The sequence below is a fragment of the Marinovum algicola genome (assembly GCF_900109145.1).
Classification (GTDB): Bacteria; Pseudomonadota; Alphaproteobacteria; order Rhodobacterales; family Rhodobacteraceae; genus Marinovum; species Marinovum algicola.
The window spans coordinates 96,710-116,025 of record NZ_FNYY01000016.1 but is presented as its reverse complement, the minus strand read 5'-3'; the positions used below and the strand labels follow the sequence as shown (position 1 = coordinate 116,025).

The following is a 19,316-nucleotide window of genomic DNA, read 5'->3' as shown; positions in this document are numbered from 1 at the left end:
TTGCTGCCACCCGAGCCGGAACCGCCGCTGCCCGAACCACCGGAGCCGGAGTCTTTGCTGCCGCCGGAACCGGAACCACCGCTGCCGGAACCGCCAGAGCCGGACCCTTTGCTGCCACCGGAGCCGGAGCCCTTGCTGCCGCCCGTGCCAGATCCCGCCGTGCCGGAGCCTTTGGTGCCGCCGGTCTCGTCGCCCTCTTCCGCGACCGAGAGATAGGCGTCGAGCGAGACTTCCGGCGGTTTGCCTTCGCCGTGCTCGCCAATGAACTCGAAATCGCTTTCGGTATAGAAGTAGCTCGTCGGATCATCCGGCAGGATGATCTCGCTGACGTTGCCGAAGTGGCCCCAGGCAACCGGGTTGCCATCGGCATCCTGGAATTCGACGCTGCCCATCTGGGTGCCGTCCTCGGAGGTCGTCACGTTGAGCACAAAGGCCGCGCCGGCGTCGCTCAGGTCGAGCACGAAGCTTTCCGGCGCGCTGTCCTCGGTCTTGAACTCATCGGCCATGTTGGCGTCGTACCACTCGGAATAGCCGTCTCCCTCGACGCCCCCGTTGTGATAGGCTTTCGTCGTGCTTGCCTTGTCATTGCCACTGCCACCAGTGCCTTTCGACCCACCAGAGCCCGACCCGCCGGAACCGGAGCCTTTGCTGCCGCCGCTGCCGGAACCACCGGAGCCCGACCCGCCGGAGCCGGAGCCCTTGCTGCCGCCGCTGCCGGAGCCACCGGATCCCGAACCGCCGGAACCGGAGCCTTTGCTGCCGCCGCTGCCGGAGCCGCCGGTTCCCGAGCCACCAGTTCCCGAACCCTTGGTGCCGCCGCTAGGATCAAATTCGTAAATTGTATCGCCTGGATCATTAATGTCGGTCATGTCGCTGACGTATCCTTTCAAAAATCTCCGCGTGCGGCCCCCAAAAGCACCGATCCCGGCTGACCGGCCCCACTTACGCCTCTGTTTTCCCCAACGTGAAGAAGCTATCCTTCCGCGACTCTTGTCGCAAAAGAGTTATGATTTTCCCCTATATTTTCAGATTATTGCGCGCGTTTCGGAAACGACGGCGGCGCCGGCAGGGGATTGTCGCGAAAATCGCGGCCAATGGCCAACGGGCCCATTCCGCGAATTTCGCGATTCGCGCCGCGGCAATGACGCAATTGCCAAGACTTTGTCCTAATCCTGCCGCGAAGCGCGGTTACGCAGGTCGGCATTAAAGTCAAATGAACAGAGTTGGAAATGGGGGCGCCGTAGGGAATGAAACGCCGACACAAGGAGCGCATTGCCGGGATCGTCGACCGGGCGGAAAGGTTTTTTGGTCAGAAAGTGGTGCGGGCCACCGCGCCCGGCGGCTCGGGCCGGTCGAGTTACCGGCTGATCTTCGAGGATCGCACCGTGATCGCCACCCTGCGCCCGAACTTCCGCCGCACCCATCTCGAGGCCTTCGTGCTGAAACGGCTGGCGCAGGACTGCGGCGACACGCCGGAATGCCTGGGCGTCGATGGCGAGCTGATGTTCCAGTCGGATGTCGGCGGCGAGCGGCTCAACCTCGCGATTGCCGAGGCCACGCCGGAGCGCCGCCTGGCCCTCGCCGGCGAAGCGGTTGCGGCGATCTTTCGCATTCAGGAGGCCGGGCGCAAGCAGGCCTTGCAGAACGCGCTGCCGCATCTCGGGCAGAACCGCGACTGGATCGACAACCTGGTCCAGTCCACCGCCGCGCTGGCCGAGTTTTCCCGCGGCCGCAGCGCCGGGCTCGATCATGCGGCGCTGGCCACAAGACTTGATTTTCCCGGCCGGCAATTCGTCAAATGGGATTGCCGGTCGGGCAATGCGGCGATTGGCACCGACGGCCGGCTGCGCTGGTTCGATTTCGAATATTCCGGCGCCCGCCACGGTGCCGAGGACATCGCCTGGCTGATCGGCGACGAGGCCTGGCCGCTGAGCCCGGCGGCGATGGAACAGGTGGTGATCGATTGTTTCGATCCCGGCTGCGGCCATGACCGCGACGCCTATCTCGATTATCTCGCGTTCTACCTGACCTTTCATTGCATCCAGCGCTTCAAGCTGATCGTCAAGGAGGCGCGCAAGCGCGGCTGGATCGCCAAGGCGCGGGTGCGCAAATACGACGATGCCGGGGTGCACCCGGAATTCGCCGTGCAGATCTGTCGCGTCGGCGCCTATTTCGCCAGCCGCCGCCCGGACACCGCGCCGATCGGCCGCGATTTCGAAGAGACCGGCACGGTCTTTCTCAACATTCTCAAGGACGGCCTGCGTCAGGCCGAAACGGTGACCGCATGACCCTGCAATCGCCCACCCCCGCCGAGGCAAGCGCCATTGCCGTGCGCCTTGTCGACACCCCCGCCGGCCTCGATGCGCTGCGCCCGGTCTGGGAGGAATTGCAGGCCCGCGACCCCGAGGCCACGATCTTTCTCACCTGGGAATGGATGGCGCAGGCGTTTCGCGCCCATCCCTATCGCTGGACCGTGCTGGTGGCCGAAGACCCGCGCCATCCGGGCCGCGTGCTCTGTCTTCTGCCGCTGAAATACCGGACGCACTGGAGCCGCAGCCGCGCCGAGTTTCAGACCGAGCTCGAGGCCGGCGGCCGGCTGCTCTGGAGCGAATACACCGGCTTTCTGTGCCACCCCGAACACGAGGCCGCCGCCCTGCGCGCGGTGACCGATCACCTGGCCGGCATGCCCTGGATGAAATTCTCGATGCGCTACGTGGCGCAGGACCGGCGCTGCCGGCTGTTCACCGATGCCTTTGCGGCCAAGGGGTTCGACGTCAGCTACAAGGAATACCTGATCAACAGGAAAACCACCGACAATCTGGTCTGTCCGCAGGTCGACCTGCCCGAGGACTTTCCGGCCTATCTGGCCAATCAGGTCAGCGCCAACCGCCGGCAGAAATACGCCCGGCTGAAACGCGACCACCTCGACAGCGGTGCCATGCACATCACCCGGGCCGACGGCGCCGGCTTTGCCGAGGCGCTCGACGTGATGATCGGCCTGTGGAAGCTGCGCTGGCAGCCGCAGAAGGGCGAAAAGACCGCCGACCGGGTTGCCGGCAACTACCGTGACGTGCTGACCGCCGCGCATGAGATCGGCGCCGTCTTCCTGCCGATCCTGTGGAAAGGCGACCGGCCGCTGGGCGCGCTGGGCCATGTGATCGACCGGCGCAACGGCGTGGCGCATTTCATCGCCGGCGGCCGCGATCCCGCGGCCGAGGAAAAGGGCATCGGCCAGTTGCTGCATTTCCACAGCATCGACTGGGCGATCGACCAGGGGCTGATCTGTTACGATTTCTGCCACGGCAACGAACGCTACAAGTACAGCTATGGCGCGGTCGACACGCCGGTGCTGTATTTCGAGATCAAGCGGACGGACTATGACCCGGCGCTGGCCTTTGATTTCATCTGCGCCGGGGCGGCGCTGCGGCGGATGGAAGAGTTCCTGCAAAAGGGCAAGACCGAGGCGGCGATGAAGGCCTGCGCCCAGCTCGCCCGGGTGCTGTCCTGACGTTACGGCCCGCCTGACAACAGCCGCAACAGGATGTGGCTGTGGTGATCCTGCCCGCCAAAGAACACCGCGAGCACGCGCAGGATCCGGCGGTCGTCGTCGGTGTCGAAGTAGATCACCGCGCGGCCCTTGGTGACATTGCGCACGGCCTGGCCCAGATGCGGCCGCAGCGTGCCCTGATGCGGCGCGCGGCCCAGCGCGTCGAGCGCCCGCTCGATCTCGGCCAGCCGGGCCTCGGCCAGCGCAAAGGCGCGGTCCGGGCTTTCGCCGAACCCTTCGGCGACTTCGGTGAGAAAATCGAAGATCAGTTCCAGATCGCGCGCGACAGCCGCCGCGCGCAGCACCTCATAGGCCACGTTCGGCCCGTTTGCGCGCGATCATCTCTTGCGTGCCGGCCCGCCCCTCTTGCGGCGTGACAAAGCCGCCGGCCTGCCGTTCCGCCAGCAGCGCGCGCAGGGCATCGCTGGTTTCCGACTGGTTGCGCAACAGTTCCAGCCCCTGTTGCAACACCGCGCTCAGGCTTGCATAGCGGCCCTCGGCCACCAGCGACCTTGCATAGGCCTCCTGCGCCTCGGTCAGGGAAATCGATGCTTTCACGCTCATCCACGGGCTCCCTTATGCTACTGAGTAGTATATATGGCCTCACCTCGGCCCCGGTCAATGGCGCGGGGTGCAGCCGTGGCGCCGGCGCCTTGGCGCCGGAGACGCAATCGGGATTTTTCTCGCGCGGCTGCCTTTGCGTCACCGGGCCAAGCCGGTATTCAGGCCAAAACGCCAGCCCCCAGAGGAGCCCCATGACCCTGCCCCCGATGACGCTCGCCGCCGATGGCGAGATCGCCGCGCCGAAACTGACGCAATTTCTGGCCGATCAGGCGGGGGAGGATGCCGGCAAGCAGGCGCTCGCCGGCGTGATCCGCACCTTTGCCCGCGCCGCCATACCGCTGGCCGCGCGGCTGGGTCAGGGCCGCCTGCCCGGCGACCCCACCGCCATCGTCGGCACCAATGAATCCGGCGACAAGCAAAAGGCGCTGGACATGGCGGCGCATGACTATCTGATCGAGGCGCTGCGCGAGGTTTCGGTGGCGCGGGTGCTGTCGGAGGAATCCGAAGAGGTGATCGCGCTCGACCCGGAGGGGCTGTTCGATGTGGCGATGGATCCGATCGACGGATCCGGCAGCATCGGCATCGGCGCGCCCCTTGGGGCGCTGTTCTGCGTCTTTCCCGCCGGCGAGAGCTTTCTGCGGCCGGGGCGCGAGGTGATCGCGGCCGGCTATGTCTCCTTCGGTCATTCGGTCGACATGGGTTTTTCCATGGGCCAGGGCGTGGCGATTGCCACGCTCGATCAGGCCAGCGGTCAGTTCTACGTCGACGATCAGGGGGTTTCGATCAAGGAAGAGACCTCGGTTGTCGCCTTCAACGCCTCGAACATCCGTCGCTGGACCCCGCCGTTGCAATATTACGCCGAAGACCTGCTGCGCGGCCCCGAAGGCGCGCGCGGGCGCGAGTTCAACATGCGCTGGATCGCGGCGGCGGTGGGCGATGTCCACCGGGTGCTGCGCTCGGGCGGCATGTTCCTCTATCCCGCCGACCGCCGGCCAGGCTATGAGGAAGGTTATCTGCGGCTGGCCTACGAGGCCTTTCCCATCGCCTATCTGATGGAACAGGCCGGCGGCGCCGCCAGCGACGGCTTTACGCCGATCCTCGATCTGGTGCCCGGCCATCTGCACGACCGGGTGCCGCTGTTCTTTGGCAGCAAGGGCGAGGTGGCGGCGCTCGAAGGCTATCTGTCGAAATAACCCTATGCCAGAGCCCGGCCCGACATGGGGGCCGGGCAAATAGATTTCAACTATAGCGGTTTTTGTGCTACCATCGCACCACTACCGGTAAGATAAACCGCGCCGCATTTTCGGCGCGGCTGTCCGGCAGTTCGATCGACCGCATCGCATTTGCAAAGGATATTGCCATGTCCGACACCCGTACCCGTCAGAATGTCTTTGATCTCGGAGACCCCTGGGCCGCGCCGATCCTGTGGTATGCCCGCGCCGTCAAGGCGATGAAGGCCCGGCCGCTGGCCGAGCCGACCAGCTGGAATTTCTTTGGCGCGATCCACGGCATCTGGCGCGATCTCTGGGATCACTACGGGCTGACCGATCCCGCCGAGCCCGACCCCGACGCCACGCTCACCCGCACCTTTCTGAACCAGTGCCAGCACCAATCCTGGTATTTCCTGCCCTGGCACCGTGGCTATCTTCTGGCGCTGGAAGAGGTGTTGCGCGCCGAGATCAAGGCGCAGAACGGGCCGCATGAGAGCTGGGCCCTGCCCTACTGGAATTATTTCGGCGAGGGCCAGAACCTGCTGCCGCCGGCGTTTCACTCTCCCGACTGGCCCGACGGCACGGGCGACAACCCGCTGTTTGTCGCGCAGCGCTGGGGCGTGATGGGCGGGCAGACCCCGTTCGACGTGGGCAGCGCCACCGATCTCAAGCCGATGCAGGATCCGGTCTATACCGGGCCGGGTGGCGGCGTCAGCACCGGCTTTGGCGGGCCCTCGACCGGCTTCAACTGGAATGGCGGCAACAACGGCGGCTGCGAATCCGCGCCGCACAACACCGTGCACGGGCTGGTGGGCGGGCGCGACCCCGACGGCGGCCTGTTTCAGGGCGGGCCGCTTCTGGGGCTGATGTCGACGCCGATTTCGGCCGCGCTCGACCCGGTCTTCTACCTGCACCATTGCAACATCGACCGGCTGTGGGAGAGCTGGAACCGCTTTCCCGCCGACAAGCCCAAGGCGGATCTCAGCGATTTCACCAACCCCAACAACCTCGACTGGCTCGACGGGCCCGAGAGCCTTGGCCAGCGCGGCTTTGCCATGCCGAAACCGGACGGCAGCCCCTGGCCCTACACGCCGAAAATGATGCGCAAGCTCGCCGATCTGGGCTATGATTACGACGATCTGACACCGGGCGCCGCGGCGCCGGTGCTGGTGGCCGCCGAGACCCGGATGCGGACCCTGGGCATGGCGGAGCGCGCGGGAGGCGCCGGAATGGCAGATAGGAACAAATCGGAAATGGTCGGCGCCAGCGACGAAGGCCTCTCGCTGTCGGGCAGCGCGGCCCAGCGTACCACGGTGCGCACCGATCCCGCCGCCCGCGCCCGCATGGCCGACAGCCGCGATCCCGGCACCCGTTCCGCCCCGGACCGGGTGTTTCTCAACCTCGAAAACATCACCGGGCTGGACGATGCGACGCTGTTTCATGTCTTCCTCGGCCCGGCCGGCGGCGACGAGGCGGCGCAGCACAAGGCCGGCACCGTCTCGCTCTTTGGTGTGCGGCAGGCCAGCGCGCCCGACGCCGAACATGCCGGCAGCGGGCTGAACGCCGCGCTGGAGATCACCGAGATCGTCGACCTTCTGCACCTGCAAGGCGGTTTCACCGCCGAGGCGCTCTCGGTCCGGCTGGTGCCGCTGGACCCGGTGCCCGAGGCCGGCCGCATCCACATCGGCCGCGTCAGCATCCACCGGCAGCACGAGTGACCGCCCGGCTCCGCATCACCACTCCGGCCCGGCGCGAGCGGCTGAGAACCGCCCTGCCGCTCGCGCTTCTGGCCCTGCCGGCCTGGGGGCTTCTGGCGCTTGGAAACACCGGCCTGGCGCTATCCCCGCTCTGTTCCCCGGGCCGGATCTGGTCTTTACCCTCGCCCGAGAGCCTCGGCTTTTTCTTCACCTATGTGCCGCCCGGCACGCTGGCGCTTGGCTGGGCGCTGATGGTGGCGGCGATGATGCTGCCGACGCTCTTGCCGGTGCTGGGCCATGTCCGGGCCCGGACCTTCGCCGATCTGCGCCCGGTGGCCGAATGTCTGGTGCTGGCGGGCTATTTCGGCGTCTGGATGGCGGCCGGCGTCGGGCTGATCGGGCTGGCGCTGGGCCTGCGGCTGCTGTCGGGCGTGCCGCTCTGGCCGCTGGCGTTGGGGCTGGCGCTGCTCTGGCAGGCCAGCCCGGCCAAACAGCGCGCGCTCAACCGCTGCCATCGCCGCCCGGTTCTGGCCGGGTTCGCGCCGCGGCTCTGGCGCGACGCGCTGTGGCTGGGGGCGCGCAGCGGCGGCGCCTGCCTGACGAGCTGCGCGCCGCTGATGCTCTTGGGGTTGATGCTGCCGGGCGGCCATTTCGCCGTCATGCTGGCGCTGTCGCTCTGGATCTGGGCCGAGCGGCTGGAGCCGCCGCGCCCGCCCGGCTGGCGGTTCTGCTGGCCGCGCCGGGCCCTGCGCCTGCTGCGCCACCGGCTGGCCCAGCCGCACCGCCGGCACCCGGAGACCGCCGGCGCAACGGTCTGAGACGGGCTGGCCCGGCAGGTTCCCCGCCGGGCCGGCCCGGTGCCGCTCAGTTCAGCGCGGCGTCGGTGATTTCGGAGGTCCAGGCACCCTCGGGCTGCTTGGTGATCACCGGATCGGAGCCACCGGCCAGCAAAGTGTCGACCGTGCGCTGGTAATCCTCTTCCGCCAGCGCGCCGTTCGATCCGGCGGTGAGTTTGGCGACCTCGCCCATCATGCGGATCTGGTGCTCTTCGGTCTGGGCGCCGGTCTCGTCATAATCGAGCACGATCATGGCCGCCTCTTCCGGGTTTTCCTCGGCCCATTTCCAGCCCTGCATCGAAGCGCGGACGAATTTCTCCATCTTGGCCACGAAGTCGGGATCCTCGAGATCCTCTTCCAGCACGTAAAGCCCGTCCTCCATGGTGGCGACGCCCTGATCCTGGTACTTGAAGGTCACTAGCTCCTCGGGCGCGACGCCGGCATCGATCACCTGCCAATATTCATTGTAGGTCATGGTCGAGATGCAATCGGCCTGGCGCTGCAACAGCGGATCGACGTTGAAGCCCTGTTTCAGCACCTCGACCGAGCCTTCGGCCTTGCCGTCGGTGGCGACGCCGAGGCTGCTCATCCACGACAGGAACGGGTATTCATTGCCAAAGAACCAGACGCCGAGGGTGCGGTTGTCGAGGTCTTCGGGGCCTTCGATGCCGGCGTCCTTCCAGCAGGTCAGCATCATGCCCGAGCTCTTGAACGGCTGGGCGATATTGACCAGCGGCAGCCCGTTTTCGCGCGCCGCCAGCGCCGCCGGCATCCATTCGACGATCACATCGGCGCCGCCGCCGGCGATCACCTGCGTGGGCGCGATGTCGGGCCCGCCGGGCAGCACGGTGACGTTGAGGCCCTCGTCGTCGTAATAGCCGTTTTCCAGCGCCACGTAATAGCCGGCGAATTGCGACTGGGTCACCCATTTCAATTGCAGGGTCACGTCCTGATCCTGCGCCAGGGCGGCGCCGGTGAGCGCCGTCGAGGCCAGCGCGGCGGCAAGGAAGGTCTGTTTCATGATCGTCTCTCCTGTTGGACTTGTTTTATTGTTTCGCCGGTCAGCCCCGCTGCGAGGGATGCCAGAAGGTCAGGGTCTTCTCGGTCAGCGCGATGATCCCGTAGACCAGCGTGCCGGTGAGCGCCGCCACAAGGATTGCCGACCAGACCAGCCCGAGGTCAAGCTGTCCGATCGAGGTCGAGATGCGAAATCCCAGCCCCAGCGTCGGCGAGCCGAAGAACTCGGCAACGATGGCGCCGATCAGCGCCAGCGTCGAGGTGATCTTCAACCCGTTGAAGATGAAGGGCAAGGCCGCAGGCAGGCGCAGGCTGCGCAGGGTCTGGCCCCAGCCGGCGGCATAGGTGCGCATCAGGTCGCGCTGCATGGCCGAAGTTTCCTGAAGGCCGGCGACGGTGTTCACCAGCATCGGGAAATAGACCATGAGCACCACCACCGCCGCCTTGGACTGCCAGCCGAAGCCGAACCACATCACCAGGATCGGCGCGGTGCCGACAATCGGCAGGGCGGCCATGAAATTGCCCAGCGGCAGCAGCCCCCGGCGCAGGTAGTCGAAGCGGTCGACCAAGAGCGCCGTCAGAAAGGCCGCCCCGCAGCCGATCACCCAGCCGGCCAGCGCACCCTTGAGGATGGTCTGCACGAAATCGCCCCAGAGCATCACCAGGTTGCCGGCAAAGGTGGCGGCGATCTGGCTGGGCGGCGGCAGGATCACCGTCGGCACGCCCAGGCCGCGCACGATCAGCTCCCACATCACCAGCAGCGTCGCGCCAAAGATCAGCGGCACCGCCAGCCGCACCGCGCGGCTGTCATGCGCCGGCCCGTTGGCCAGCCGAAGATTGAGCAGCCAGCCGGCGGCCCAGACCGCCAGAGCTCCGATCACCTGTGTCATGCGCCCATCCCCATCCGCTGCAAGGCCCGGCGTTCGACCGCGCTGATCGCCCAGACCAGAAGCGCCGCCAGCGCCGCCGCCAGAAACAGCGCCGACCAGATCTGCACCGTCTGGCCATAATAACTGCCGGCCAGCATCCGCGCGCCAAGCCCGCCCTTCTGCACCGGCAATTCGCCGACGATGGCGCCGACGAGGCTGGCCGCCACGGCGATCTTGAGCGAGGCGAAGAGATAAGGCACCGAAGCCGGCAGCCGCAGCTTGGCCAGCACCGTGCCGGGCGAGGCATTGTAGGTGCGCATCAGGTCCATCTGCATGGCGTCGGGGCTCCTGAGCCCCTTGACCATGCCGACCACCACCGGAAAGAACGACAGGTAAGCCGAGATCACAGCCTTGGGCAGCAGGCCCTGAACGCCCACCGAATAGAGCACCACGATGATCATTGGCGCCAGCGCGACGATCGGGATGGTCTGGCTGACGATGGCCCAGGGCATCACCGACATGTCCATGACCCGGGAATGCACGATCCCCACCGCCAGGAGGATGCCGAGGCCGGTGCCGATCAGGAAACCCACCAGCGTGGCGTTGAGCGTGACCAGCGCGTGATGCAGCAGGCCCCGGTTCGACAGGCTGCCCGAGTTCACCAGGCCGCGGCGGCCCCGGGTCTCTTCCACCCAGGTCGATTTGTAGAGCTCGGCCACCACCTGATGCGGCGCCGGCAGGCGCGGGCGGTCGAGCGACCAGCTTTCGCCGAGCGCATGCGGATTGCCGGCGACCAGCGCCCAGGTGCCCATGTCGCGCCGCGCCACGGCGCTCTCGGGCTGGACGGTCACCCCGGCGCGTTCCGCCCGGGTCAGCACCTCCTGCACGTTCATCGGCACCACGGCGAGATACCACAGGCCGATCAACGCAAGGACCACCGCCAACACCGGCGGCAGGCCCCACCGCGTCCCCGACGCGGCGCGGGCGCTCGTGACGGCTGCGGCTTCAGTCATGGTGCACCTCCTTGACCGCGGGGTCCCGGGGCAAGCCCGGGACGGATGTCTCAAGCACCACACGCCCCGGCCGCCGCGCCGGGGCCTCGCCTCTGGCCGCGAGGTTCCGGGTCAGGCCCGGGACGGGAAAGGCCGGCGCGCTCATTCCTCGTACCCCGCGCGCAGGCCCTCGCGCACGCGGTGCGCGATTTCGATGAACTCGGGCGTGTCGCGGATGTCGAGCGGGCGCTCGGCCGGCAGCGGGCTCTCGATCACGTCGGTGATCCGCCCGGGCCGCGGCGACATCACCACGATATGGGTCGAGAGATAGACCGCCTCGGGGATCGAATGGGTGACGAAGCCGATGGTCTTCTGGGTCCGCGCCCAGAGCCGCAGCACCTCTTCATTGAGCCGGTCGCGCACGATCTCGTCGAGCGCGCCGAAAGGCTCGTCCATCAACAGCAGATCGGCATCGAAGGCCAGCGCCCGGGCAATCGACGCCCGCTGCTGCATGCCGCCCGAGAGCTGCCAGGGGAATTTCTTCTCGAAACCGCCGAGATCGACCAGATCGAGCACCCGGGCGATGCGCTCTTTCTGTTCCGCCCGGGAAAACCCCATGATCTCCAGCGGCAGGGCGATATTGCGGCCGATGCTGCGCCAGGGATAGAGCCCCGCCGCCTGAAACACATAGCCATAGGCCCGCGCCCGGCGGGCCGCATCGGGGGTCATGCCGTTGACCGTCAGGCTGCCGCCGGTCGGCTGCTCCAGCGCCGCGATACAGCGCAGAAAGGTGGTCTTGCCACAGCCCGAGGGGCCGATGAAACTGACAAAGGCGCCTTTCGGGATGTCGAGCGTGATGTCGCGCAGCGCATGAACCGGGCCGTCATTGGTCTCGAAGGTCAGGTCGAGATGGTCGGCGCGGATCACGATCTCTGCGGCTGCCTTGGCCGGTCTGTCCATGGATATCACCTTGGGGTCGGCCTGGGGGGCGGGAATGCTCACGGGTTGGGTGTCTCCTCTTGATCCTTGCCACGGCTGTCACAGAAGGCAAGCCGCATGTCGCCGGGCCGGCACGCGGCCCGCCTAGCCAGACGCCGGCCGCCGGCGGAACACGCGGCGGCGGTGCCGCTGCTGCACCGGGGGCGCGCCACCGGTCGTCAGACCCCGCTCGCCGGAATGCCCGAGCGTTCCACCGGACGCGGCGCGGTCAGCTCCTTCCACCTCGACAGCGCCTTGTTGGTGGCGGTATTGGGCGTGCGTTTGACAAATTCGCCATGGCCCTCCTGGCTGCGCAGCTCGCCGTCATGCACCGCCACATGGCCGCGCGTCAGGGTAAAGCGCGGCAGGCCCTTGACCTCCTTGCCCTCGAAGACGTTGTAATCGATCGCCGAAACCTGTGTGTCGGCGTGAATGGTCTTGGTCTTTTCCGGATCCCAGACCACGATATCGGCATCCGCCCCGGGCAGGATCGCGCCTTTCCGCGGGTAGCAGTTCAGCACCTTGGCGACATTGGTCGAGGTCACGGCGACAAATTCCTCGGGCGTCAGCCGGCCGGTCTCGACACCATGGGTCCAGAGCATCGGCATCCGGTCCTCGAGCCCGCCGGTGCCATTGGGGATCTTGGTGAAATCGCCGACGCCATAGCGTTTCTGCTCGGTGGTAAAGGCGCAATGGTCCGTCGCCACGACCGAGAGCGAGCCGGCTTGCAATCCGGCCCAGAGGCTGTCCTGGTGCTTCTGGTTGCGGAACGGCGGCGACATGACGCGGCGGGCGGCGTGGTCCCAATCCTTGTTCATGTATTCGCTGTCATCCAGCGTCAGATGCTGGATCAGCGGCTCGCCCCAGACCCGCTTGCCCTGCTGGCGGGCGCGGCGGATGGCCTCATGCGCCTCTTCACAGGAGACATGGACGATATAGAGCGGCACGCCGGCCATGTCGGCGATCATGATGGCGCGGTTGGCGGCCTCGCCTTCGACCTGCGGCGGGCGGGAATAGGCATGTGCCTCCGGCCCGGTGTTGCCCTCGGCCAGCAGCTTCTGCTGAAGATCGGCCACCACATCGCCGTTCTCGGCATGGACCATGGCAATGCCGCCCAGCTCGCCGATCCGCTGGAAGCTGGCGTACATCTCGTCATCCTGCACCATCAGCGCGCCCTTGTAGGCCATGAAGTGCTTGAAGGTGTTGATGCCGCGCTCCTTGACCACGGTCTCCATCTCGTTGAACACCTGTTCGCTCCACCAGGTGACGGCCATGTGGAAGCTGTAATCGCAATGCGCCCGGGTGGATTTGTTGTCCCACATCTTGAGCGCGTCGAGCAGGCCCTGGCCGGGGCTGGGCAGGGCGAAATCCACCACCATCGTGGTGCCGCCGGCCAGCGCGGCACGGGTGCCGCTGTCGAAATCATCGGTGGAATAGGTGCCCATGAAAGGCATTTCCAGGTGGGTGTGCGGGTCGATGCCGCCGGGCATGACATAACAGCCGCTGGCGTCGAGGGTTTCGTCGCCTTTCAGGTCGGGGCCGATCTCGGCGATAACGCCGTTTTCGACCAGCACATCGGCCTTGTAGGTCCGGTCGTGGGTGACGATGGTGCCGTTCTTGATGACTTTGCTCATGTGTGTGTCTCCTCCGGTCGCCCGTCCCGGCCATGCGCCGGGATCTCACCGGCGGCTACTCGGGAACGAGATGTGTGATGTCCCGCCACTGCGGGTTGTGTTCCATGATCAGCGCGTCTTTCCACGCGCGCCGCCAGCGTTTGAGACGGCGTTCGCGCAAGAGCGATGTCTCGAAATCCGCATGCGCCTCGAACCAGACCAGGGTGCGGATGTTGTAGCGCTCCGTGTGCCGCGAGAGCCCGGCGCGATGCGCCGCGATCCGGGCGCGCAGGTTGCGGCTGCGGCCGATGTAGATCGCGCCGCCCGGCCGCGACGCCAGGATGTAGACGAAATGCCCCATGCCCGATGGTGGGCAGCGCCGGGTTAACGCCACGTGAATCCCGGGGCGGGGCTTGGCGGTCAGCCACGAGGTCCCGGATCAGGTCCGGGACGGGCGGTGTGGGTGACATGCGCCAGGGCAAACACGCCTCCGTTCGCCGACCCCGCCCCGGCCCCCGCGCCGGGGCCTCGCCCTCCGCCATGAGGTCCCGGATCAAGTCCGGGACGGGCGGTGTGGATGACACGCGCCGGGGCAAACACGCCTCCGTTCGCGAGCCGCGCCCCGGCCATCGCGCCGGGGCCTCGCGGTCAGCCACGAGGTCCCGGATCAAGTCCGGGACGGGAGAGACGTGAAACCTCACCCCTCGATCCTCGCCGTTTCCACCACCGCATGCAGCAGGACATCGGCCCCGGCCTTGGCCCACGCCTTCGAGATCTCCTCGGCCTCGTTGTGCGACAGCCCGTCGACGCAGGGGCACATCACCATCGCCGTCGGCGCCACCCGGTTGATCCAGCAGGCGTCATGCCCCGCGCCGGAGATGATGTCGCGATGCGAATAGCCCAGCCGCTCGGCCGCCGCGCGCACCGCCGTCACGCAGCCTTCGTCAAAGGTCACCGGATCGAAGCCGCCGACCTTTTCGAAGGCGACCTCGAGCCCCATCTCGTCGCAGATCGCCTGCGCCTCCTTGCGGAGCCGCGCTTCCATGTCCTCGATCACCGCAAGCTCGGGCGAGCGGAAATCGACAGTGAACACCGCCTTGCCGGGGATCACGTTGCGCGAATTGGGAAAGACCTCGATATGGCCCGCCGCGCCCACCGCATCGGGCTTGTGCGACCAAGCGATCTCGTCGACCTTGTCGAGGATGCGCGCCATGCCGAGCCCGGCGTTCTTGCGCATCGGCATCGGCGTCGAGCCGGTGTGGCTCTCCTTGCCGGTCACCGTCACCTGGGTCCAGCTCAGGCCCTGGCCGTGGGTGACGACGCCGATGTCCTTGCCCTCGGCCTCGAGGATCGGCCCCTGCTCGATATGCAGCTCAAAGAAGGCGTGCATCTTGCGGGCGCCCACCTCTTCCTCGCCCTTCCAGCCGATCCGCGCCAGTTCGTCACCGAATTTTTTGCCGTCGTGATCCTCGCGGTCATACGCCCAGTCCTGGGCGTGAACCCCGGCAAAGACGCCGGACGCCAGCATGGCGGGGGCAAAACGCGTGCCCTCCTCGTTGGTCCAGTTGGTGACCACGATCGGGTGCCTGGTCCGGATGTCCAGATCGTTCAGCGTGCGCAGGATCTCCAGCCCGCCCAGCACCCCCAGCACGCCGTCATATTTGCCGCCGGTGGGCTGGGTGTCGAGATGGCTGCCCACATAGACCGGCAGCGCCTCGGGGTCGCTGCCTTCGCGCCGGGCGAACATGTTGCCCATCTGATCCAGCCCCATCGAACAGCCCGCCGCCTCGCACCAGCGCTGAAACAGCGCCCGGCCCTCGCCGTCCTCGTCGGTCACGGTCTGGCGGTTGTTGCCGCCGGCCACGCCAGGGCCGATCCTGGCCATCTCCATGAGACTGTCCCAAAGACGGTCGCCATCGACGGTCATGTTGGCTGTCGGTTCGGTCATGTCACCCCCTGTCGGTGATAAAGGCCCTTCGGGCTCTCATTGAATTTGACCAATCGGTCAAAAGAACGCTACCACGGGTGAGAAGTCAGTCAAGGCACTCTCGGCTGTGGCAGGCAATTGGTTTATTTTTGGGCAGGAATTCCACGGCATGACGGAGACTTCGGCAATCGCGCAAGGCGCGGCCCGCCGCACGGCGAACGGCAAATCGCGCACCCGGATTCAGCTTCGCAACCGCGAGCGCATCCTTCAGGCCGCCTTGCAGGTCTTTTCGCAATACGGCTTTCGCGGCGCGACCCTCGATCAGATCGCCGGCGAATCCGGCCTCTCCAAGCCCAACCTGCTGTATTATTTTCCCTCCAAGGAGGCGATGCACCAGGATTTGTTGCAGGCGCTGCTGACCGCCTGGCTCGACCCGCTGCGCGCGCTGGATGCCAGCGGCGACCCGCTCGAGGAAATCCTGGCCTATGTGAAGCGCAAGCTCGAGCTGGCCCGCGACTACCCGCGCGAAAGCCGGCTGTTCGCCAACGAGATCCTGCAAGGCGCGCCGCGCATCCTGCCGATCCTCGAAACCGACCTGCGCGCGCTGGTCGACGAGACGGCCGAGACGATTCGCGGCTGGTGCGCCGCCGGCCGGCTGGCGCCGGTCGATCCGGTGCATCTGATCTTCTCGATCTGGGCGCTGACCCAGCATTACGCCGATTTCCAGGTGCAGGTCACGGCGGTGCTGGGCCAGGACAACCCCTTCGAGGCGGCGGAGGCGCATCTGGAGACGCTGTTCCGCCGCCTGCTGACACCAGGGTGAAGCAGCGGCGTCACTCTGCCGCCTGCGGTGCCATCGGGTTGTTGGGATGGGTGGTCCAGTTGGCATAGTCCTCCTGCACCACGCGGCCGGTGCGCGGATCGACGGCGCCGGCGGCCAGCCGCTCCATCGAGATGCAGTTCTCGACCGGGCAGACATCGACGCAGAGGTTGCAGGCGACACATTCCGCGTCGATCACCTCGAAGGTGCGGTCGGGTGTCATCGCGATGGCCTGGTGCGAGGTGTCCTCGCAGGCGGCATAACAGCGGCCGCATTTGATACAGGCCTCCTGATCGATCCGCGCCTTGGTGACATAGTTGAGATTCAGGTATTGCCAGTCGGTGACATTGGGCACCGCCATGCCGACAAAATCCTCGACCCGGGCAAAGCCCTTTTCGTCCATCCATTCGCTGAGGCCGCGTTTCATCTCTTCGACGATCTTGAAGCCATAGGTCATGGCGGCGGTGCAGACCTGGACGTTGCCGGCGCCGAGCGCGATGAATTCGGCCGCATCGCGCCAGGTGGTCACCCCGCCGATGCCCGAGATCGGCAGGCCCCGGGTCTCGGGGTTGCGGGCAATCTCCGAAACCATCGACAGGGCGATCGGCTTGACCGCCGGGCCGCAATAGCCGCCATGGCTGCCCTTGCCGTCGATCGTCGGCTCCGGCGCGAAATTGTCGAGATCGATCGAGGTGATCGAATTGATCGTGTTGATCAGGCTCACCGCATCGGCGCCGCCGTTCCTGGCCGCCGTCGCCGGCTTGCGGATGTCGGTGATGTTGGGGGTCAGCTTGACGATGACGGGCCGGTCATAGTTCTGCTTGCACCAGCGGGTCACCATCTCGATGTATTCCGGCACCTGGCCCACGGCCGAGCCCATGCCGCGTTCCGACATGCCGTGCGGACAGCCGAAATTCAGCTCGATGCCGTCGGCGCCGGTCTCGGCCACCCGCGGCAGGATCGCCTTCCAGGCCGCCTCTTCGCAGGGCACCATGATCGAGGCAATGAGCGCCCGGTCGGGATAATCCGCCTTGACCCGCGCCATTTCCTCGAGGTTGACCTCGAGCGGCCGGTCGGTGATCAGCTCGATGTTGTTGAGCCCCAGCAGCCGCCGGTCGGCGCCGTAGATCGCGCCATAGCGGGGGCCGTTGACATTGACGACCGGCAGGCCCTCTTCGCCGAGCGTCTTCCAGACGACGCCGCCCCAGCCGGCCTCGAAGGCGCGGCGGACGTTGTATTCCTTGTCGGTCGGCGGCGCCGAGGCCAGCCAGAACGGGTTGGGTGAGGATATTCCGAGGAAATTGGTGGTCAGGTCAGCCATGGGTCAGGTCTCCGAAATCTTGGTGCAGCGCCGCGGATCTTGCTCTCCGCGCCCCGGACCCCGATCCGGGGCCTCCTGGGCGGCGCTTGAAACGAACGCCCCGGATCACTCTCCGGGACAGGCCCCGGATCAAAGTCCGGGACAGGCCCCGGAACGCGGTCCGGGGCGGGGTCATGCCTGCATCAGCGCGGCGTGGATGTCCTCGGCGGCGTCGCGCCCCTCGGCCACGGCCACCACCGTCAGGTCTTCACCCGGCGTGCAATCGCCGCCGGCCCAGACACCCGCGATGCCGCTGCGCCCGGCACCAGCCACGGCGATCTTGCCGCGCTCCAGCCCGAGATCGCCCAGCGGCACCAGCATCTGCCCGATGGCGCGCAACACCTGGTCGGCGGGCAGCTCGATGCGCTCGCCGGTGCCTTGCAGCCGGCCGTCCACGTCGGCGGTGTATTCCAGCACCATGGTACCATCTTCCAGCGCCACCGGCATCACATTGCTGATGATCCGCACGCCTTTCGAGGCCGCCAGGTCCTGCTCGAATTTCGAGGCCCCCATCCGGTCGCGGTCGCGGCGATAGGCCAGCGTCACGTTCTCGGCGCCCAGCAGCCGCGCCTGCACCGCGGCATCGACCGCCGTCATGCCGCCGCCGATCACCACCACGTTGCGCCCCACCGGCAGCGCGCGCAGATCGCCGGCCTGGCGCAGCGCCGCGATGAAATCCACCGCATTCGCCGCCTCCGCGTCACCGGGCATCTCCAGCGCATTCACCGCGCCAAGCCCGATCCCGAGGAACACCGCGTCATGGCCCTCGCGCAGCGCGTCGAGCGACAGATCCCCGCCCAGCATCCGGCCATAGGCGATCTCGATGCCGCCGATTCCCAGCAGCCAGTCCACCTCGCGCGCAGCGAAATCATCGGTCGTCTTGTAGGCGGCAAGGCCGTATTCGTTGAGCCCGCCGGGCTTTTCCTTGGCCTCGTAGATGGTGACCTTGTGGCCCTTCATCGCCAGCCGGTGGGCACAGGCCAGCCCCGCCGGCCCGGCGCCGACCACCGCCACATGTTTCCCGGTCGCAGCGGCACGGACAAAGGGATGGCCCTGCCGCGTCATCATCGCATCGGTGGCAAAGCGTTGCAGCCGCCCGATCTCGACCGGCTTGCCCTCGGCCATCTCGCGCACGCAGGCCTGTTCACAAAGCGTCTCGGTCGGGCAGACCCGGGCGCACATGCCGCCAAGGATGTTCTGTTCCAGAATCGTCCGCGCCGCCGCCTCGGGCTGGCCGGTGGAGATCTGCCGGATGAACAGCGGAATGTCGATGTCGGTGGGGCAGGCGGTGATGCAGGGCGCATCGTGACAGAAGTAGCAGCGGTCCGCCGCCACATGGGCTTCGTGTTGATCGAGCGGCGGATGCAGGTCCGCGAAGTTCGCCTCTATCTCCTCGGTCGTGAGCCGCCCTGCGGCCACACCTGGGGTCAATGGGTGGGTCATGTCGTCTCCCTGTTCTTTTTTGACAGCCTGCCACAGATCAAAATTTTATCAAACGGTAAAAAATTGAAATGCGCAAAATTCCTGCAAACGGGGCCAGCGGACGCATCCGCCCCGGCCCTCGCGCCGGGGCCTCGAGCATCCGGCCCACTTGCCGATCCCCGAAACGCCGTCACCTTCGCGCCCCCCGGGGCACCGCTTCCGCAGGCCGGGAGGTCCCGGGGCAAGCCCGGGACGGGTATCCTGCCCCGCCCTTTCGAGCCCCCCGCCCCGGCCCCCGCGCCGGGGCCTCGCGCGTCCGGCCCCCTGGCCGATTCTCGAATCGCCGCCACCTTCGCGCCCCCCAGGGCCGCCGCTTCCGCAGGCCGGGAGGTCCCGGGACAAGCCCGGGACGGGTATCCTGACCCGCCCTTTCGAGCCCCCCGCCCCGGCCCCCGCGCCGGGG

18 protein-coding genes are annotated in these 19,316 nt (G+C 67.0%); 6 read left to right on the top strand and 12 right to left on the bottom strand.

Annotated features, from left to right (window positions below; genetic code table 11):
* Window positions 1-869 (bottom strand): hypothetical protein (locus BMW90_RS26760; protein ID WP_211568959.1); only part of this gene is annotated, 869 nt, incomplete at its 3' end.
* 378 nt (window positions 870-1,247) lie between these two features.
* Here BMW90_RS26760 and BMW90_RS19065 point away from each other — a divergent pair.
* Together BMW90_RS19065 and BMW90_RS19060 are read left to right on the top strand one after the other, a co-directional pair.
* The gene (locus BMW90_RS19065) at window positions 1,248-2,288 is read left to right on the top strand and encodes a phosphotransferase family protein (protein WP_074838063.1); all 1,041 of its coding nucleotides are present in this window, start codon (window positions 1,248-1,250) and stop codon (window positions 2,286-2,288) included.
* Window positions 2,285-3,508, top strand: a complete 1,224-nt coding sequence (locus BMW90_RS19060) for a GNAT family N-acetyltransferase (RefSeq protein ID WP_074838061.1) — start codon at window positions 2,285-2,287, stop codon at window positions 3,506-3,508. The genes BMW90_RS19065 and BMW90_RS19060 overlap by 4 nt, the downstream gene beginning before the upstream one ends.
* A gap of 2 nt (window positions 3,509-3,510) precedes the next feature.
* Here BMW90_RS19060 and BMW90_RS19055 read toward each other — a convergent pair whose 3' ends face one another.
* Both BMW90_RS19055 and BMW90_RS19050 read right to left on the bottom strand, forming a co-directional pair.
* Window positions 3,511-3,864: a type II toxin-antitoxin system RelE/ParE family toxin gene (locus BMW90_RS19055; protein WP_074838058.1), complete on the bottom strand. Its 354-nt coding sequence runs from the start codon at window positions 3,862-3,864 to the stop codon at window positions 3,511-3,513.
* Entirely contained in the window at window positions 3,854-4,111 is a 258-nt protein-coding gene (locus BMW90_RS19050) for a type II toxin-antitoxin system ParD family antitoxin (RefSeq protein WP_048535571.1), read from the bottom strand. The genes BMW90_RS19055 and BMW90_RS19050 overlap by 11 nt, the downstream gene beginning before the upstream one ends.
* A 191-nt stretch (window positions 4,112-4,302) precedes the next feature.
* On the opposite strand from BMW90_RS19050, the gene BMW90_RS19045 reads away from it, so the two are divergent.
* From BMW90_RS19045 to BMW90_RS27225, 3 genes are all read left to right on the top strand, one after another.
* On the top strand, window positions 4,303-5,304 hold the full coding sequence (locus tag BMW90_RS19045) for a class 1 fructose-bisphosphatase (protein ID WP_053083416.1): 1,002 nt from the start codon (window positions 4,303-4,305) through the stop codon (window positions 5,302-5,304).
* A 167-nt stretch (window positions 5,305-5,471) separates the two neighbouring features.
* A complete protein-coding gene (locus tag BMW90_RS19040; protein WP_074838056.1) occupies window positions 5,472-7,040 on the top strand; it encodes a tyrosinase family protein in 1,569 nt (522 codons plus the stop codon).
* Entirely contained in the window at window positions 7,037-7,837 is an 801-nt protein-coding gene (locus BMW90_RS27225; RefSeq protein ID WP_083416119.1) for a copper chaperone, read from the top strand. Before BMW90_RS19040 ends, BMW90_RS27225 begins: the two co-directional genes overlap by 4 nt.
* 46 nt (window positions 7,838-7,883) lie before the next feature.
* On the opposite strand, the gene BMW90_RS19030 is transcribed toward BMW90_RS27225, so the two are convergent.
* From BMW90_RS19030 to BMW90_RS19000, 7 genes are all read right to left on the bottom strand, one after another.
* Window positions 7,884-8,876 carry an ABC transporter substrate-binding protein gene (locus BMW90_RS19030; RefSeq protein WP_074838053.1) on the bottom strand — a complete coding sequence of 331 codons (993 nt, stop codon included), beginning with the start codon at window positions 8,874-8,876 and terminating at the stop codon, window positions 7,884-7,886.
* Between the two features lie 40 nt (window positions 8,877-8,916).
* Window positions 8,917-9,762, bottom strand: a complete 846-nt coding sequence (locus tag BMW90_RS19025; RefSeq protein ID WP_048535576.1) for an ABC transporter permease — start codon at window positions 9,760-9,762, stop codon at window positions 8,917-8,919.
* A complete protein-coding gene (locus tag BMW90_RS19020) occupies window positions 9,759-10,754 on the bottom strand; it encodes an ABC transporter permease (protein ID WP_082154702.1) in 996 nt (331 codons plus the stop codon). Before BMW90_RS19020 ends, BMW90_RS19025 begins: the two co-directional genes overlap by 4 nt.
* A gap of 141 nt (window positions 10,755-10,895) precedes the next feature.
* Window positions 10,896-11,693 (bottom strand): ABC transporter ATP-binding protein, encoded by a 798-nt coding sequence (locus BMW90_RS19015; RefSeq protein ID WP_048535578.1) that lies wholly within the window; start codon window positions 11,691-11,693, stop codon window positions 10,896-10,898.
* A gap of 197 nt (window positions 11,694-11,890) precedes the next feature.
* Complete coding sequence (hydA, locus tag BMW90_RS19010) at window positions 11,891-13,345, bottom strand: dihydropyrimidinase (protein ID WP_074838050.1); 1,455 nt, start codon at window positions 13,343-13,345, stop codon at window positions 11,891-11,893.
* A gap of 55 nt (window positions 13,346-13,400) precedes the next feature.
* Entirely contained in the window at window positions 13,401-13,685 is a 285-nt protein-coding gene (locus BMW90_RS19005; RefSeq protein WP_074838048.1) for a GIY-YIG nuclease family protein, read from the bottom strand.
* 336 nt (window positions 13,686-14,021) lie between these two features.
* On the bottom strand, window positions 14,022-15,272 hold the full coding sequence (locus BMW90_RS19000) for a Zn-dependent hydrolase (RefSeq protein ID WP_074838045.1): 1,251 nt from the start codon (window positions 15,270-15,272) through the stop codon (window positions 14,022-14,024).
* A 148-nt stretch (window positions 15,273-15,420) separates the two neighbouring features.
* Between BMW90_RS19000 and BMW90_RS18995 the strand changes: the two genes are divergently transcribed.
* Window positions 15,421-16,074 (top strand): TetR family transcriptional regulator C-terminal domain-containing protein, encoded by a 654-nt coding sequence (locus BMW90_RS18995; protein WP_074838042.1) that lies wholly within the window; start codon window positions 15,421-15,423, stop codon window positions 16,072-16,074.
* A gap of 10 nt (window positions 16,075-16,084) precedes the next feature.
* Here the strand turns inward: BMW90_RS18995 and preA are convergent, their stop codons facing one another.
* Both preA and BMW90_RS18985 read right to left on the bottom strand, forming a co-directional pair.
* Complete coding sequence (preA, locus tag BMW90_RS18990; RefSeq protein WP_074838040.1) at window positions 16,085-17,392, bottom strand: NAD-dependent dihydropyrimidine dehydrogenase subunit PreA; 1,308 nt, start codon at window positions 17,390-17,392, stop codon at window positions 16,085-16,087.
* 171 nt (window positions 17,393-17,563) lie between these two features.
* The gene (locus tag BMW90_RS18985; protein ID WP_074838037.1) at window positions 17,564-18,874 is read right to left on the bottom strand and encodes an NAD(P)-dependent oxidoreductase; all 1,311 of its coding nucleotides are present in this window, start codon (window positions 18,872-18,874) and stop codon (window positions 17,564-17,566) included.
* Window positions 18,875-19,316: the final 442 nt, after the last annotated feature.

Bases quoted from the DNA above. Each gene is read 5' to 3' on its own strand.
- BMW90_RS18985 (WP_074838037.1), bottom strand. From the start codon at position 18,874: ATGACCCACCCATTGACCCCAGGTGTGGCCGCAGGGCGGCTCACGACC.
- BMW90_RS19030 (WP_074838053.1), bottom strand. From the start codon at position 8,876: ATGAAACAGACCTTCCTTGCCGCCGCGCTGGCCTCGACGGCGCTCACC.
- BMW90_RS18995 (WP_074838042.1), top strand. From the start codon at position 15,421: ATGACGGAGACTTCGGCAATCGCGCAAGGCGCGGCCCGCCGCACGGCG.
- BMW90_RS19065 (WP_074838063.1), top strand. From the start codon at position 1,248: ATGAAACGCCGACACAAGGAGCGCATTGCCGGGATCGTCGACCGGGCG.
- BMW90_RS19040 (WP_074838056.1), top strand. From the start codon at position 5,472: ATGTCCGACACCCGTACCCGTCAGAATGTCTTTGATCTCGGAGACCCC.
- preA (WP_074838040.1), bottom strand. From the start codon at position 17,392: ATGGCTGACCTGACCACCAATTTCCTCGGAATATCCTCACCCAACCCG.
- BMW90_RS19025 (WP_048535576.1), bottom strand. From the start codon at position 9,762: ATGACACAGGTGATCGGAGCTCTGGCGGTCTGGGCCGCCGGCTGGCTG.
- BMW90_RS19020 (WP_082154702.1), bottom strand. From the start codon at position 10,754: ATGACTGAAGCCGCAGCCGTCACGAGCGCCCGCGCCGCGTCGGGGACG.
- BMW90_RS19045 (WP_053083416.1), top strand. From the start codon at position 4,303: ATGACCCTGCCCCCGATGACGCTCGCCGCCGATGGCGAGATCGCCGCG.
- BMW90_RS19015 (WP_048535578.1), bottom strand. From the start codon at position 11,693: ATGGACAGACCGGCCAAGGCAGCCGCAGAGATCGTGATCCGCGCCGAC.
- BMW90_RS19050 (WP_048535571.1), bottom strand. From the start codon at position 4,111: ATGAGCGTGAAAGCATCGATTTCCCTGACCGAGGCGCAGGAGGCCTAT.
- BMW90_RS19005 (WP_074838048.1), bottom strand. From the start codon at position 13,685: ATGGGGCATTTCGTCTACATCCTGGCGTCGCGGCCGGGCGGCGCGATC.
- BMW90_RS19060 (WP_074838061.1), top strand. From the start codon at position 2,285: ATGACCCTGCAATCGCCCACCCCCGCCGAGGCAAGCGCCATTGCCGTG.
- BMW90_RS19000 (WP_074838045.1), bottom strand. From the start codon at position 15,272: ATGACCGAACCGACAGCCAACATGACCGTCGATGGCGACCGTCTTTGG.
- hydA (WP_074838050.1), bottom strand. From the start codon at position 13,345: ATGAGCAAAGTCATCAAGAACGGCACCATCGTCACCCACGACCGGACC.